The sequence below is a fragment of the Polaribacter litorisediminis genome (assembly GCF_019968605.1).
Lineage (GTDB): Bacteria > Bacteroidota > Bacteroidia > Flavobacteriales > Flavobacteriaceae > Polaribacter > Polaribacter litorisediminis.
The window spans coordinates 1564427-1579646 of sequence record NZ_CP082966.1 but is presented as its reverse complement, the minus strand read 5'-3'; the positions used below and the strand labels follow the sequence as shown (position 1 = coordinate 1579646).

14 protein-coding genes are annotated in these 15220 nt (G+C 30.6%); 3 read left to right on the top strand and 11 right to left on the bottom strand.

What is annotated here, in order from left to right; genetic code table 11:
* Positions 1-9: 9 nt before the first annotated feature.
* Complete coding sequence (locus tag K8354_RS06795; protein WP_223446605.1) at positions 10-1335, bottom strand: dicarboxylate/amino acid:cation symporter; 1326 nt, start codon at positions 1333-1335, stop codon at positions 10-12.
* A 123-nt stretch (positions 1336-1458) separates the two neighbouring features.
* Here K8354_RS06795 and K8354_RS06790 point away from each other — a divergent pair, with 123 nt between their 5' ends.
* Positions 1459-2097, top strand: coding sequence for a DUF937 domain-containing protein (locus K8354_RS06790; protein WP_223446603.1), 639 nt, complete (start codon positions 1459-1461; stop codon positions 2095-2097).
* 86 nt (positions 2098-2183) lie between these two features.
* Here the strand turns inward: K8354_RS06790 and K8354_RS06785 are convergent, their stop codons facing one another.
* The 9 genes from K8354_RS06785 to K8354_RS06745 form a co-directional block, all read right to left on the bottom strand.
* Positions 2184-3734: a phospholipase D family protein gene (locus K8354_RS06785; RefSeq protein ID WP_223446601.1), complete on the bottom strand. Its 1551-nt coding sequence runs from the start codon at positions 3732-3734 to the stop codon at positions 2184-2186.
* Positions 3735-3833: 99 nt separating this feature from the next.
* Complete coding sequence (locus K8354_RS06780; protein ID WP_223446599.1) at positions 3834-4610, bottom strand: anti-sigma factor; 777 nt, start codon at positions 4608-4610, stop codon at positions 3834-3836.
* A 2-nt stretch (positions 4611-4612) separates the two neighbouring features.
* Positions 4613-5146: an RNA polymerase sigma factor gene (locus K8354_RS06775; RefSeq protein ID WP_223446596.1), complete on the bottom strand. Its 534-nt coding sequence runs from the start codon at positions 5144-5146 to the stop codon at positions 4613-4615.
* A 108-nt stretch (positions 5147-5254) separates the two neighbouring features.
* On the bottom strand, positions 5255-6334 hold the full coding sequence (locus K8354_RS06770) for an exonuclease domain-containing protein (protein WP_223446594.1): 1080 nt from the start codon (positions 6332-6334) through the stop codon (positions 5255-5257).
* A 22-nt stretch (positions 6335-6356) separates the two neighbouring features.
* Complete coding sequence (locus K8354_RS06765) at positions 6357-7028, bottom strand: YggS family pyridoxal phosphate-dependent enzyme (protein ID WP_223446592.1); 672 nt, start codon at positions 7026-7028, stop codon at positions 6357-6359.
* Between the two features lie 72 nt (positions 7029-7100).
* Entirely contained in the window at positions 7101-8336 is a 1236-nt protein-coding gene (locus K8354_RS06760) for a DUF1015 domain-containing protein (protein WP_223446590.1), read from the bottom strand.
* A gap of 50 nt (positions 8337-8386) precedes the next feature.
* The gene (locus tag K8354_RS06755; protein ID WP_223446588.1) at positions 8387-9337 is read right to left on the bottom strand and encodes a D-2-hydroxyacid dehydrogenase; all 951 of its coding nucleotides are present in this window, start codon (positions 9335-9337) and stop codon (positions 8387-8389) included.
* A gap of 159 nt (positions 9338-9496) precedes the next feature.
* Entirely contained in the window at positions 9497-10552 is a 1056-nt protein-coding gene (gene serC / locus K8354_RS06750) for a 3-phosphoserine/phosphohydroxythreonine transaminase (RefSeq protein WP_223446586.1), read from the bottom strand.
* A gap of 86 nt (positions 10553-10638) precedes the next feature.
* Positions 10639-11700 (bottom strand): acyl-CoA reductase, encoded by a 1062-nt coding sequence (locus tag K8354_RS06745; protein ID WP_223446584.1) that lies wholly within the window; start codon positions 11698-11700, stop codon positions 10639-10641.
* A gap of 70 nt (positions 11701-11770) precedes the next feature.
* Between K8354_RS06745 and K8354_RS06740 the strand changes: the two genes are divergently transcribed.
* Positions 11771-12121, top strand: a complete 351-nt coding sequence (locus K8354_RS06740; protein WP_223446582.1) for a 4Fe-4S binding protein — start codon at positions 11771-11773, stop codon at positions 12119-12121.
* Positions 12122-12184: 63 nt separating this feature from the next.
* On the opposite strand, the gene K8354_RS06735 is transcribed toward K8354_RS06740, so the two are convergent.
* On the bottom strand, positions 12185-13687 hold the full coding sequence (locus K8354_RS06735; protein WP_223446580.1) for a carboxypeptidase-like regulatory domain-containing protein: 1503 nt from the start codon (positions 13685-13687) through the stop codon (positions 12185-12187).
* 154 nt (positions 13688-13841) lie between these two features.
* Between K8354_RS06735 and ychF the strand changes: the two genes are divergently transcribed.
* On the top strand, positions 13842-14933 hold the full coding sequence (gene ychF / locus K8354_RS06730) for a redox-regulated ATPase YchF (RefSeq protein ID WP_223446578.1): 1092 nt from the start codon (positions 13842-13844) through the stop codon (positions 14931-14933).
* The last annotated feature ends 287 nt before the right edge of the window (positions 14934-15220 follow it).

The window sequence follows — 15220 nt, the reverse complement described above, 5'->3', positions numbered from 1 at the left end:
GTTATAATTCTACTTTACTTTTTCATAGTTGTCGTCCCATTCTTTTGGTTTAGGATCGTGTAATTTATCTAAAGATTTTGCAATAATCATAGAAACTGTGGCGTCTCCAGTAACGTTTACAGTAGTTCTACACATGTCTAAAGGTCTGTCTACGGCAAAAATTAGTGCTAAACCAATAGGCAATAGTTCAGGAGGAAAACCGATAGATTCTAATACAATAACCAACATGACCATGCCTGCACTTGGCACGGCTGCAGATCCAATAGAAGCTAATAATGCCGTTGCCACAATAATTAATTGGTTAGAAAATGTTAACCCTTCTGGCCAAACTACTTGCATAATAAACACAGCCGCAATAGCTTGGTATAAACTTGTTCCGTCCATATTTATGGTAGCACCCACTGGTAAAACAAAACCAGAAATTTCTTTATCAACACCTAAATGCTCTTCAACTCTTTCCATGGTTACAGGCAAAGTTGCTGCACTAGAACTTGTTGAAAAAGCCAATAATTGCGCAGGACTAATTTGTTTTAAAAACCATAGCGGAGATTTTTTTGTGTATACACGAACCAAGGTAAGATAAAAGCCAATCATTAACAATAAACCACCCACTACGCAAAGCGCATATACTAAGAGTTTTAAAAGAATTTCTGTATCATCGAAAGCAATAATAACGTTTGCTAACAAAGCAAAAACAGCATAAGGTGCAAATAACATAATTAAATCGACCATTTTCATGACGACTTCGTTTAAAGAGTCAAAGAAATCCATTAGTGGTTTTGCTTTCTTTTCTGGTATTAGAAGTAAAGAAATACCTACAAACAAGGCAAAAAAGATAATTTGTAACATACTAGCATCTCCTAAGGCCGTAAAAATATTACTTGGAAAAATATCGATTAATGCTTGTAAAGGACCTGCATCATTTTGTGCCGTTGCCTTGGTTAATTTATCTGCAACATCAGAAGAGCTCTCGTATTTTGATTTTATTTTCTCAATGGTATCAGCAGACATTCCTGCGCCTGGTTTCACAATATTTACAATTCCTAAACCAATGATAATGGCCACAAGAGTTGTCATCATATAAATAATCATGGTTCTTAGTCCCATTTTTTTAATTTTAGAAATATCTTTTAAATCAGAAATTCCTTTAATTAAAGAGGCTAATATTAGGGGTACTGCAATTAATTTTAAAAGATTGATAAAAATAGTTCCAAAAGGTTTTATCCAATCTGTTACAAATCCTTTACCACCGTCAACAGAATTCATGATAAAACCAAAAATGATTCCTAAAACCATTCCTATTAAAATTTTCCAATGTAATGCTACTTTTTTCATTTAGTTGCTTCAAAATTAATTAAGAAAGGGAAAGATAAAAAAATATTTAAAATTAGCGTGACTTTATTGTTATATTGTGTCCTAATTTTGGGAAGAAAATATATTAATCATTAAAAACATACAATGGCAGGGATTTTAGACTTATTAAATAGCGATTTAGGAAAATCAATTATATCTGGAGTAGCGGGTTCTACAGGAAATGATTCTAGTAAAACAAGTAGTGTTTTAACAATGGCTTTGCCTGTGTTAATGAAAGCTATGGAAAGAAATGCAAAAACGCCAGAAGGGGCCGAAGGTTTAATGAGTGCATTATCCGGAAAACACGATGGTAGTATTTTAGACAATCTTAGTGGTTTGTTTGGTGGTGGAGTAGATGATACTGTGAAACAAGATGGAGCAGGGATTTTAAGTCATATTTTAGGAAGTAAGCAGCAAGGATTAGAGCAATTTATCGGTCAAAAAGTTGGTTTAGATGCTAGTTCCGTAGCCCATATTTTAAAAGTGGCAGCACCTATTTTAATGGGATTTTTGGCGAAACAAAAAAACGAGCAAAATGTTGGTAGTTCAGGAGATTTAACAGGACTTATTGGGGGTTTAGTAGGAGGAAGCAGTGCTACAAGTGAACAAAGTTTTCTTGAAAAAATGTTAGATGCAGATGGAGATGGGAGTGTCGTTGATGATGTTGCTGGTATGTTTTTAGGAGGTGATAAAAAAGAATCTGGCGGACTTGGCGGAATGTTGGGTGGACTTTTTGGAAAATAGAAAAAATTTTTAAAATAATATACAAATGCTCAAACTTTAAAGTTTGAGCATTTATTTTTCTATATACTATTTTACAGTTTTTGGAATTATAATATTTTATTTGGAATAATTCTTCTTGTCCACGTTTTTAATCTTTTGAACTTACCAACTTCTTTATCAGGGTTATAGTTGATTGTTGTTTCCCATGAATTTTCAGGAAGAAATTCCTCGTTCATTCCTGATAAAACTCCTGCCGAAATTTTATTTGATTTTACAATGACAATACATTCCGTATTTAAATTTGCACTTCTAGGATCTAGATTAAAAGTGCCAATAACAGTGGTTTTGTTATCAATAACCATAGATTTTGCATGCAATCCGAAAACGGGTTTATGCTCTAAAGTTTCTTGAAGTTCACCGGTCATAATACTCATTCTTTTTGCCGCATCTGGTCTAAATTCAAAAATTCGAACCCCTGTTTTTAGTAATTCTTCTCTGTCTTCTTGGTAACCACTAAAGGCTTCCAAATTGTCTGTAGAGGCAAGGCTGTTTGTTAATATTCTTATTTTTACACCACGATCTACAGCTTTTTTAAATAAATTTCTACTCAATTCTGTTGTAATTAAATAAGGAGATTGGATGTCTATAGATATTTTTGCGTTTTGCACTAATTTAATTAAAGCGCTAGTGCTAGCGCCGCCACCAACCATGCCATTAAAACCATTATTTTTACCTGGGATGTCTGAAATAAACTGCACATCTTCTAACCAAACTAAATCGCCAGATTTTTTGATTTTGTTAAAAGTATCGGGTAAGTTTTTAATTCTTTCTCTAATCTGTGGCCAAAAATTATCAGGATTACAGGCATATTCATGCAATCTATTGAATCTGTTGTCCTCATATACTAGTTCGGAATCAATTGCTACAATTTCAGCTACATCTTTACTAAATTCGCTGTTCCAAAAGTCAGAAAAAGAATTTTTAACTTGTTTTACAGCTTTACCCATCAACAAAATATCTCGGTCTCTAAAATTATATTCATGGTCATAATCAAAATATTCATCGGCTATGTTTCTACCACCTGTAATGACTATTTTATCATCTACCAAAAAGGTTTTATTATGCATTCTTTGGTTGGCAGACTTAAAATCTGTGGTAAATTTTTTAATTTTCCCGAAGATGTTTTTCCCTAAATTAACGCCAGGATTATAAATTTTTACAGAAATATTTTTATGAGAATTAAACATTAGTATATCCTCAATATCTGCATCGACCATAATATCATCCACAATAATTCTAACTTTAACACCTCGGTCTGCTGCTTTAATTAAATAATCACAAGCAATGAGCCCTACATTATCCATAGAAAAAATAAAATATTGCACGTCAATAGTTTTTTCTGCATATTGTGTTAACCAAGCTCTTGCCACCATAGAACCACTGCCATCTTCAAGTACATAAGTTCCAGTTAAACTGTCCATTTTTTGCTCCATGCCTTTTAGCTCATTGGTCAAGGAAATACTATCATTTCTTTGGATGGTTTCACAAAAGCTTGTTTCGGAGATTTCTACAACTTTTGAATTGCAAGAAAACAGCACATATAAAAGGGTAGTATAAAAAAAGGATAATTTAAAATTAGTTTTTATAGGAATTATCATTTGTAGTTTGTCTTTTTGATATTGACTCAGTGTTCATCAAAAGTATACGATTTTCTGCACTAAAAGGAATTTACGGCTAAAATAATCTATTTTGTTTTTTTAAGAAGCAACGGTACCTAAAGTATACAACTGTTCTAAAGTAGGAGAGAGGCTACCACCAGCAGGTTCTAAAGTGATACCAAAAGCTTCTGATTCATTTCCGTTGTCAATGGTAAAAATCTTATTTGCATCCGTAGTAAAAGAATCTAAAGTACCTAAACTTGTTGGGGTTAAAGGATCTAATTTTAAAGACCAAACTTGATAAACTTTTCCTTTTGGTGGTTCTGGTAAACCCTTGGCGTCTAAATAAATAGAATTTGTTTTTTTATCCCAATATACTTTTGCATACGATGTTGGTGATACCGTTTGACCCGCTAAAGGAATAGAAATAATATCCTTGTCTCTAAATATTTCAATTAGTTTTTCAGCTTCCGCTAAACTATTCGAAGATTTGTTTATTTGTTCTTCCAGTTGTTCTTTTTCAATAGCTAATTGTTCTTTTAATATATTATTTTGAAGTACAGATAAAATTAAGGTAGATCCTAAAATAAAAGCAGCTGCCCAACCTAAATACTGTTTTATGTTGGGTTTTGGCATGGTAATTACTTTCGGCTCTTCACTATTTAATTGATCTTTAATATCGTTAAAAGAATAGGGAATATCTTTTTTAGCTGCTGCTGTTAATTGTAAAATAGCTTTTTCTATAGATTCTATTTCTACCAATAGCTCTGGGTTTTCTTGAATTGCCGCATACACTTCCTCGTTTTCTTTTTCAGAAAGCGAGCCTGCAACGTACAGTTCTAATATTCCAGATGCTATGTATTCTTTTGTGTTCATTTTTATACTCCTAACATGGTGCGTAATTCACCAATGCAGGTTCTATTTTTTGTTTTTATGGTTCCAAGTGGCATCTCTAATTCTTCAGATGCTTCTTTTTGTGTAAACCCTTTAAAATATAATAATTCAATCACAGATTTACAAGTATCGCCTAATTTGGTTACAAATTCTTTTAGTCCAATTGTATTGGTTGTGTTGTCTAAGCTACTACTAGTTTCTAATATATTTACGAGAAAATCTGCATTAAGGTTTTGCTTCGACTGTTTATATTTTTTAGAACGCGTGCAATCTATGGCTGCATTTCTAGCGATGTTTAGCATCCAAGTAAAAAAACGACCTTTTTTTGGAGAATAACTTTCAGCATTATTCCAAGCTTTTATAAAAACATCTTGGGTAATTTCTTGGGCAAGATTATCGTTTTTAACAATATTATTTACAACTCCAGAAATACTATCACAGTATAAACCATACAATTTTTCGTATGCTTTTACATCTTTTTTCTGAAACTGTAAAATTAAAAGTTCTTGATCTACCATATAACGACCGCTAAAATAGAGAAATAAAGTTAGTTTGGTTTCTTTTTTAAAAATAAAAAATAATTTAACATTACGAATATAAATAGGGAATGAAATTCTTTTTTTTCCTTAGAAACGTATAATCTTTTGCACTTTATTTCGATTCAAATAATTTTTGATGATCGTTTTAGAAATCTCTTTATTTTCTATCGACGTTAAAACCGATTTTAAGATTTCTAAATTATTTTCTTGATGCGCTAAATTGGTGTAACCATAACTCGTTACCATATTATTTTCAATAAGAATCACGGCATGTTCTTCAACTTCTCTGCCTTTATCAAAAATGATAAAACTATCGTTATTAAAATCTTCCTTAGTAATTTTAAAATTCTTTTTAAAGTTAAATTTGGGAGCTATTTTTTCTAATTGTAAATAATACTTTAAACGGGTAAAAAGTTCATTACCTGTTCTATTATAAGTAACACTATTAGCTCTATCTTGTATTTTAACTGCGCGCCTTGAAGTTTTTATAAAGAGATTATTTAATTCGGCTTTTATATTTTTTCCTTTGCCAATAAAAATTACTTTTCCTTCACTGTCATGGATGTAATAAATACCTAAAACATTCGGAATTTCGTCAATCAAGTTTTTTAATTTTTCTTTTTCCTGTCTTTTATCAAAATATTTCACTGAATTTTGAATGACCGTTTTTTCAAAATCTTTTTCTAAAAGTAATTTAAACAATTGCACGGTTGCTAAAGCATCACCGTTTGCTCTGTGCCTATCTGTAATAGGGATTCCTAAAGATTTTGTGAGCTTGCCTAAACTATAAGAAGTTTGATTTTCTATTAAATTCTGACTTAATTCAACAGTGCATAAAGTATTTCTAAAAAAATCAAAGCCTAATCTATCGAATTCTGTTCTTAAAATTCGATAATCAAAAGTAGCATTGTGCGCTACAAGAATACAATCTTTGGTGATTTCTACAATGCGTTTTGCAACTTCATAAAATTTGGGCGCATTTCGCAGCATTTTATTATTAATGCCAGTGAGCCTTACCACAAATTCTTGAATGGGTTTTTCAGGATTTACAAGCGATATAAATTGATCTACAACTTGATGACCATCAAATTTGTAGATAGCAATTTCTGTAATTCCCTCTTCATTAAACTTACCTCCCGTAGTTTCAATATCTAAAATAACATACAACTTCTTCTAATTTTTTTTAAATTTAATAATTATAATTTCGATGACCAAATATAGAACTTCCAACTCTAATCATTGTACTCCCGTTTTTGATGGCTAATTCATAATCTCCACTCATGCCCATTGATAAAATCTCGAGATGGCAGTTATGAATTTTAGTTTGTTGTTTTTGAGTATCAAAAAAGGTTTTTAGTAATGAAAACTCTTCTGCTAATTGCTCTTGATTATCTGTAAACGTAGCCATTCCCATAAAACCAGCAATTTTTATATGGGTAAGTTCTAGTATTTCTTTTGAGTTTAAAATTTCTGCTATTTCATCAAAAGTAAGTCCAAATTTTGTGTCTTCTTTGGCAATTTTTGCTTGTAACAAACAATTGATAATTCGATCGTGTTTTTTTGCTTGCTTGTTAATTTCTTTTAAAGTTTTAAATTTATCAACTCCGTGAATTAAATCGACAAAATGTGCCATATATTTCACCTTATTACTCTGTAAATGACCAATCATGTGCCATTGAATATCTTTTGGCAAAGCATCATATTTATCCACCATTTCTTGAATTTTATTTTCACCAAAAACGCGCTGACCAGCATCATAAGCTTCTTGTAAATCTTCAATCGGTTTGGTTTTAGAAACGGCAACTAAGGTTACATTTTCGGGTATTTTTAATTTAAATTCTTTTATATTTTTTGTAATCATTTTTTAAGCTATTTTGTGATGAGATTTTGAACAGTTGCAATTAGAAGCATCAAATTTAGAATGATAGAACAATCAAAACTCATACATCGTTAAACCACTTCTTAACTTAGGTTGAATATAAGTTGTTTTTGGAGGCATTTTTAAATTAGCATCCGAAATTTCTTTCATTTCTTTAATGGTGACCGGATTCAAACTAAAACCAACGGTATACAAACCTAAATCAACCTTTGTTTTTATAGAAACGATGTCTTTTTTATTATCAGAATGACCAATTCTGTCATTATTTGTAAGATCTTTTATGCCCAATATAGGATTTAAAATTGTTCTGTATAAAATTTCAGCATCTAATTTACTTAAACAATCTGTGAAATTATAAATATTTTCCTTTAAATATAGTGAATAAAATTCACCATTTAAATACATACTAAAATGATGTTTTTTATCAGGAAAGTAAACTTGTTGTCCTCGATTTTTAATAGTGAAAGAACTGCTTAATTTCTCTAAAAATTCAGCCACCGACAATCCGTTTAAATCTTTTACAAAACGGTTAAATTCAGAGATTTTTAATTGAGATTCAGGAATCAAATAACTCATAAAGAAGTTATAATCTTCACTACCATTATGATTTTTGTTTTCTGATGCTAACTCCTTAGCTAACAAAGCAGAAGAAGCCGTTCTGTGATGACCATCCGCAATATATAAAGCGTCAATTTTTGCAAAAGCGTTTATTATTTTCTGATTGATATTTTCATTCGTAACCAACCAAAGTTTATGTAAATTTTTATCGGTTGTAGAAAACTCATATTCTGGTCTTTTCTCTTTTTCTTGGTTGATAATTTCTGTTAATGTTTTATCATCCTTAAAAGTTAATAAAACAGGTTCGGCATTAAAACCTATTATTTTTAAATATTTTTCAAAAAGTTGCTCTCTTTTATGGATAGTGCCTTCGTGTTTTTTAACATAGCCATTTAGATAATCTGCAATACTGGTGGCACCAATAATTCCGCAAAAAGTGTTATGTATGTTCGTTCTTTCATAAATATAAAATGCAGGAACTTTATCTTTTACAAAAATATTATTTCTTTTAAAATCTTGATATCTATTGTGTACTAATTGAAATCGTCTTTCTGTAGAAACCTCTTGTAAAAATTTATAATCAGGATTTACAATATGTAAAAAAGTATACGGATTAAAATCTAATTTAGCACCTAATTGCGCAGGAGTATATGCTTCATATGATTTTGAAGACACCAAAGCAACTTTATCTCTGCTGGGTCTAACGGCTTTAAAGGGGTGTACAATGGCCATATTTTAAAAGTGATTTGGCTTTAATTTTTAATATTTATGCAAATCTAAGTTTACTTTAATAAAGTAATTATTTGCGTTGCTAACTCTAAACCAATTCTGTCTTGTGCTTCTTTTGTGGATGCCCCAATGTTTGGTGTTAAAGAAATTTCTGGATTCATTAAAACTTGCACTGCAGGTGTTGGCTGTGTGTCAAAGACGTCTAAACCAGCGAATTGTACTTTGCCTTCTTTAATAGCTTTTATCAAATCTACTTCATTAATAACCCCACCTTTTGCTGTATTTATAATACCAACACCATCTTTCATTTTATTGAAATCTGTTGCAGTAATTAAAAATTCTTCTTGTTCTGGAACATGTAAAGTAATAAAATCTGCTTCTTTAAAAAGTTCTTCTTTATCAATTGTATCAATGTTAAAAATTGCTTTTTGACCGTTAAAAAAATCTAAAGTAATAGCAGTACTTTCTACAACTTCATCTGTTGCTAAAACATTCATTCCGATGCCAATAGCAATTTTTGCAACTTCTTGTCCTACTTTTCCAAAACCAATAATTCCCAGTGTTTTTCCTCTTAATTCTGTTCCTTGAGCATATGCCTTTTTTAATTCAGCAAAACGAGAATCCCCTTCTAAAGGCATTTCTCTGTTAGAGGAATGCAGAAATCTTACCATTCCGAATAAATGAGAAAAAACCAACTCTGCCACAGCGCTAGACAAAGCGCCAGATGTGTTGATGACTTGCAAACCATTGTCAATGGCATAATCGACATCAATAGCATCCATATCAATCCCAGCCATACCAATTAATTTTAAACTCGGACAAGCCTCAATTAATTCTTGGCGTACTTGGGTTCTTCCCGCAACTATAATTGCATCAATATGATGTTCATTCATATAATTTTCTAACTGATTTTGAGCAACTTTTGTGTTCATTACTTCAAATCCTTCTTTTTCTAAAGCGTCAATTCCGCTTTGTGAAATTCCGTCGTTTACTAATATTCTCATGAGCCCATCCCAACCTTCCCAAAGGGAAGGAGTTTTATTTATTGTTTATTATTTTTTGTTATTTCTTCAAACTTTATAAGTTTAAAAACGATTCTATTTTTTTTATAAACCCTTAAAAGTGATTTTTCCAACAGTGAGAGTTCCTATCCTTTGGAGAGGTTAGGAGAGGCTTTGCATCACATCAACTAAAACCTGAACGCTATATAATGGCAAAGCATTATACATACTGGCTCTATAACCCCCAACACTTCTATGACCATGTAAACCACTAATTCCTGCTTCTTGCCACATGTTGTCGAATTTTTTAGTCAAATTTACATCGGTTAAAACAAAAGTTGCATTCATAGTACTTCTATCTTCTTTGGCTACAATTCCTTTAAAAAGAGGATTTCTATCAATTTCATTGTATAAAAGTTCGGCTTTTTTGTTGTTTACTTCCTCAATAAAAGGAATGCCCCCCAAATCTTTTAACCATTGCAATGTTAACATAGAAACATAAACGGCAAAAACAGCGGGCGTGTTAAACATACTATCTTTATCAATATGAATTTGATAATTGAGCATTGATGGAATATGTCTTTCTACTTTTCCTAAAATGTCTTCTTTAATAATAACCAACGTGGTGCCCGCAGGCCCCATATTTTTTTGCGCACCGGCATAAATTAAGTCGAATTTTTCAAAATCTAATTGACGAGAAAAAATATCTGAACTCATATCACAAACCAAAGGAACATTTGTTTCTGGAAATGACTTCATTTGTGTACCCGCCACGGTATTATTACTAGTACAGTGAAAATAATCTACATCTTCAGGAATTGAATATTTTTTAGGAATATAAGTAAAACCTTTGTCTTTTGAAGATGCAACTTCTACAATTTCCCCAAATGCTTTTGCTTCTTGAACCGCTTTGTCAGACCATGTTCCGGTATTTAAATAGGCTGCTTTTTTGTTTAATAAATTATAGGCAACCATTAAAAATTCTAAACTAGCACCACCTTGTAAAAATAACGCTTTGTAGCCTTTGTTTTCTAAACCTAACAATTCTAACGCTAAAGATCGTGCCTTTTCCATGACAGCAACAAATGATTTACTTCTATGAGAAATTTCTATCAAAGACAAGTTATCATTATTAAAATTCAGGATTGCTTCCGAAGCTTTTTGCAAAACTTCTTGCGGTAAAATGCAAGGGCCCGCACTAAAATTATGTTTTTTCATACAATAAGTGAGTTTACTATTTTGTGTTTATAATTTAAAATTTGATAAAAATTTCTAAAATTATAAAACATTCTGGAATTACTTTTTTAAATGGTTGATAAAAACGCTAAAGTATTTACATCATCTGCATAGTCCGTTAACGCTGGATGTTGTGTTTGTCCAAAACCAACTTCGTTTTCAATAAAATCTTTAGCAACGATGCATTGTATTTTATCTTTATCTTGATATAGTTTTATTTTTAAATCTACTTCATTCTCATAATACTCATAAAAAATGGTTGCAATAGGAGAGGAGTAACTCTCATCTTCCTTGATCATTAAAAAACCATTTTCTAACAAATCAAACTCGCTCATTAAATAAACTGCCTTGTTGTAATCATAATTGTTGGCATACTTTGCATTGTTGATAATTTCTTTTTTCACATATAATCCTGTAAAAAAAAGATCAAAATTAAATCCTTTCGGAACATACAATTTAGAAACACTTCTGCAGCCTAATCCAAAATACTGAAAAATATCTTTTGATAGTTTTATAAAATCATCTTCGGTTTCTTTTCCTGTAATGACAGCAACGGAATTTCTGTTTTTTCTGATGATATTCGGTTTTCCTTTAAAATAATACTCAAAATAACGAGCCGTATTATTACTTCCTGTTGCAATTACCGCATCAAAATCTGATAATTTTTCTTGAGTTAGTGTTATTTTTCCTTGAAAACTTTCTTCAACAAATTCTAAATATTTCGCTAAAAAAGGAAGTAAATGTTGATCATTAGAGGATTGTTTTACCAAAACGGAATGCCCAGAGATTAAAACGGATAAAAAATCATGAAAGCCCACCAAAGGAATGTTCCCAGCCATAATAATGGCAACTTTTTTAGAGGCTATATCTTGCGCATAAAAATCTTTTGCAAAGCTATTTAAGTTGTTTTCTGTAAGTGCTTTACTCCAACTTTCTAAAGAAAATAAAATATTATCTTTCGTAAACCAAGAGTTTTTTTCTTGGGCTAATTTTATCTGATGTAAAAAACCGTCAAAAAAGATTTCATTATGCTCAATCGCATCAACTTTTTCAATTTTATCGTTTGAAAACTGACTTAAAAAGGCACCCAACTTCACGAATGCTTTAATTCTATTTTGAATACTACTCATTTATTTTGGATGTAAATGATTTTGGGGTTATTTTTGCAGTTGCAAATGTACAAAAACAGAAAAGAAAATTATGGCAATTATAATAACAGATGAGTGCATAAATTGTGGAGCATGTGAACCAGAATGTCCGAATACAGCAATTTACGAAGGCGCTGAAGATTGGAAATATGCCGATGGAACTGATTTATCTGGAAAAGCAGTATTACCAAACGGTAAATCTGTAGATGCAGATGAAGATCAAGAGCCTGTTTCGGATGAGATTTATTTTATTGTGGCAGATAAATGTACAGAATGTGTAGGTTTTCATGAAGAACCACAATGTGCCGCAGTGTGTCCTGTAGATTGTTGTGTACCAGATGATAACAATGTAGAAACTCAAGAAGAGTTAATAGCAAAACAGAAGTTTATGCATCATGAATAATCTTTTTAATTTTATTTTAATTAGAAATTTAAATACAAACCTCGAAATTCATCGAGGTTTTTTTTATTTCCATTTTTGTAAATAATCAGTAATTAATTGTCTGTTTTTCCAATTGGTCTTCATGTAAGTATCAAAAGACATATACCCAAATCGTTTTTTTGGATTGTCTTTAGTAACTGGTTTTGTTTCTTCGGCTTCAATTTTATAACTATCTAAAACTAAAACTTCTGTAATTTCTTTTGTATCTAATTCTATCTTAATATCGAATTTTACTTTGTTTTTTGTTGCAGAATTTTCTTTAAATTTTATCGGTCGATGCACATAAGCATACGTTCCTCTAGTTTCTTTGTAATAAGAAACATATACTTTGTTTGCTTTATTTTTTTCATACAATAAGGTTACTTTATTCGTGTCTTCTGAAACTTTAATACCCAATAACCATTTTAAATTTAAATTCTGACCTCTTTTTCCGTCTGCAAATTCATATTCAATTTTAGCAATTGTAAAATCTCTTGGATTTATAAAGATTTTCCCACTGTATTTAGACTTTGATTTTTTGGGTTCAAAACGTAAAACATACAATAATTGGGTTCCTATAAAAGTATTATTTTCTAAATTATGATGGTAATATTTTTCGTTTAAAAAGTTTTTTTGTTTTTTAAAATTAAAGAATTTAGCTCTTACACTTGCTGTGTTAAAACCACTCATGGCAGGATATTCGTTAAAAGTATTTTTAATTTGCACAGAATCCACTTCATTGATTACTTCTTTTATAGAAAGTGAATCTTCAATTGGAAACAAACCAGAACTTACTTTATAAGTTTCATTTTTATGAAGATGTTTTAAAACGATATTTTGCAAATCTTTTTGAGCTTCTTCTATGGTAATTTTTTTCTTGTTTTGCATCGATTTATAACCTTGTACACTGTCAACCTTATCTATATTTAAATACTTTTTTGTTTTTTCTGAATACACTTTTTTTGTTCTTATATTTCCATAAAATTCATTTGAAAAATTAGGATTACTATTTTTTAAGTTAGCAGCATATTCTGTCAATTCATTTTTAGCTTTTTTTCTATTTTTTCCGTTTAGTAAAGAACTTTTGTCTAAATCCAGTTCGAGTTTTTTAAAATTTATAACACTATTTTCTTTGCTGTAAAAACGACTATTTAAAGCTCCTGAAACGTAATTTTCTTTCATACTTTTTTGTGTTTTTATCAAAATAGAATCCAAAGAAATTTTTGCTAAATTCAATTGAATTTCATCTAACTTATTAACTTTTTCTACCAATAAAATCGTGTAATTAAGCTTTTTAATTTGATCAAAACTTAAAGTTAGTGTCACATAGCCCAAACTTGAAAATGTAATTGATTCTAAATTTTTACTTTGTAAAGTGAATTCTCCATGTATATCAGAAGTACTTCCTCTATTTAAATTTGTAATAATTGCCACATTTTGTATCGGTTCTAAAGAAACCTTGTCTACTATTTTACCTGTAATAGTTTGAGAAATTAAAGGGAAACATCCGAAGAAAAAAAGAAAAGTAAAAAGTAATTTTTTAGTCATGAATATTAATTTTTGGGGAATGTAGCACAATTTGAGAATTCTAAATAAAAGAACATTTACTTTTAACAAAGTATTATATTTGCATTCTTAAAAAATTATGAATAATTACCTTAAATTAAGTTAATATCATTTATAATCATAATACATACATGAAATGAAAGCTGGAATTGTAGGATTACCAAACGTAGGAAAATCGACTTTATTTAACTGTTTATCGAACGCAAAAGCGCAAAGTGCTAATTTTCCTTTTTGTACCATAGAACCGAATTTAGGCGTTGTAAATGTGCCAGATAAAAGAATTGAAAAATTAGAAGAATTGGTAAATCCAGAACGTGTAATGCCTGCAACTGTAGAGATCGTAGATATTGCTGGTTTGGTAAAAGGCGCTAGTAAAGGTGAGGGTTTAGGAAACCAATTTTTGGCAAATATTAGAGAAACAGATGCTATTTTGCATGTTGTGCGTTGTTTTGATAACGATAATATTATTCATGTTGATGTGTCTATAGATCCTGTTAGAGATAAAGAAACGATTGATATAGAATTACAATTAAAAGATTTAGAAACCGTTGAAAAGCGTCTAGAAAGGGTAAAAAGAACTGCAAAAACAGGAAACAAAGAAGCGCAAGCAGAATTAGTTGTTTTGTTAAAAATTGAAGAAACTTTATTAAAAGGAGTTTCTGTAAGAACTTTAGAGTTTACAGAAAAAGAAATGGAATTTGTACAACCTTTGCAATTTATTACAGCAAAACCAGTATTGTATGTTTGTAATGTTGATGAAAATTCCGCAGTTTCTGGAAATGATTATGTTGATCAAATAAAAGAAGCTGTAAAGGATGAAAACGCAGAAGTTATTGTATTAGCTGTTGGTACGGAGGCAGATATAACCGAATTAGATGATTACGAAGAACGACAAATGTTTTTGGCAGATATTGGTTTAGAAGAAGCAGGCGTTGCAAGATTAATCCGTTCTGCCTACAAATTACTAAATTTACAAACCTATTTTACTGCTGGGGTAAAAGAAGTAAGAGCTTGGACAATTCCTATTGGAGCAACTGCGCCACAAGCAGCAGGAGTAATTCATACCGATTTTGAAAAAGGATTTATTAGAGCAGAAACGATTGCCTATAATGATTATGTTACCTATGGTTCTGAAGCAAAGGTAAAGGAGGCTGGTAAAATGAAGGTAGAAGGGAAGGATTACATTGTAAAAGATGGCGATGTGATGCATTTTAGATTTAATGTTTAACTAAATAAAGGTTAAAGTACACCTCCTTAAATAGTAAACTTGTTTAGCATTAAATAGTAAGCAGTTTAAATCGTCTAAAAATATTTTTTTAGACGATTTTTTATTTTTATAGTTACTGTAGAGTATTCTAGCAAAAGTTCAATAAAATTAACATGAAATATCTTTTTTCAAACAAATTTATCGTCTGTAAACTTCAGTTCATCGATAGATAAAGGTCATCTGAATAATAAGTATAAACAACTATTTGTATAAATAGTACTTTTGAGTATCTAAAATATATACTTATG

What these genes read in the sequence shown, in the direction of transcription:
- K8354_RS06795 (WP_223446605.1), bottom strand. Translation starts at nt 1,335, where the DNA reads ATGAAAAAAGTAGCATTACATTGGAAAATTTTAATAGGAATGGTTTTA.
- K8354_RS06790 (WP_223446603.1), top strand. Translation starts at nt 1,459, where the DNA reads ATGGCAGGGATTTTAGACTTATTAAATAGCGATTTAGGAAAATCAATT.
- K8354_RS06785 (WP_223446601.1), bottom strand. Translation starts at nt 3,734, where the DNA reads ATGATAATTCCTATAAAAACTAATTTTAAATTATCCTTTTTTTATACT.
- K8354_RS06780 (WP_223446599.1), bottom strand. Translation starts at nt 4,610, where the DNA reads ATGAACACAAAAGAATACATAGCATCTGGAATATTAGAACTGTACGTT.
- K8354_RS06775 (WP_223446596.1), bottom strand. Translation starts at nt 5,146, where the DNA reads ATGGTAGATCAAGAACTTTTAATTTTACAGTTTCAGAAAAAAGATGTA.
- K8354_RS06765 (WP_223446592.1), bottom strand. Translation starts at nt 7,028, where the DNA reads ATGATTACAAAAAATATAAAAGAATTTAAATTAAAAATACCCGAAAAT.
- K8354_RS06760 (WP_223446590.1), bottom strand. Translation starts at nt 8,336, where the DNA reads ATGGCCATTGTACACCCCTTTAAAGCCGTTAGACCCAGCAGAGATAAA.
- K8354_RS06755 (WP_223446588.1), bottom strand. Translation starts at nt 9,337, where the DNA reads ATGAGAATATTAGTAAACGACGGAATTTCACAAAGCGGAATTGACGCT.
- serC (WP_223446586.1), bottom strand. Translation starts at nt 10,552, where the DNA reads ATGAAAAAACATAATTTTAGTGCGGGCCCTTGCATTTTACCGCAAGAA.
- K8354_RS06745 (WP_223446584.1), bottom strand. Translation starts at nt 11,700, where the DNA reads ATGAGTAGTATTCAAAATAGAATTAAAGCATTCGTGAAGTTGGGTGCC.
- K8354_RS06740 (WP_223446582.1), top strand. Translation starts at nt 11,771, where the DNA reads ATGGCAATTATAATAACAGATGAGTGCATAAATTGTGGAGCATGTGAA.
- K8354_RS06735 (WP_223446580.1), bottom strand. Translation starts at nt 13,687, where the DNA reads ATGACTAAAAAATTACTTTTTACTTTTCTTTTTTTCTTCGGATGTTTC.
- ychF (WP_223446578.1), top strand. Translation starts at nt 13,842, where the DNA reads ATGAAAGCTGGAATTGTAGGATTACCAAACGTAGGAAAATCGACTTTA.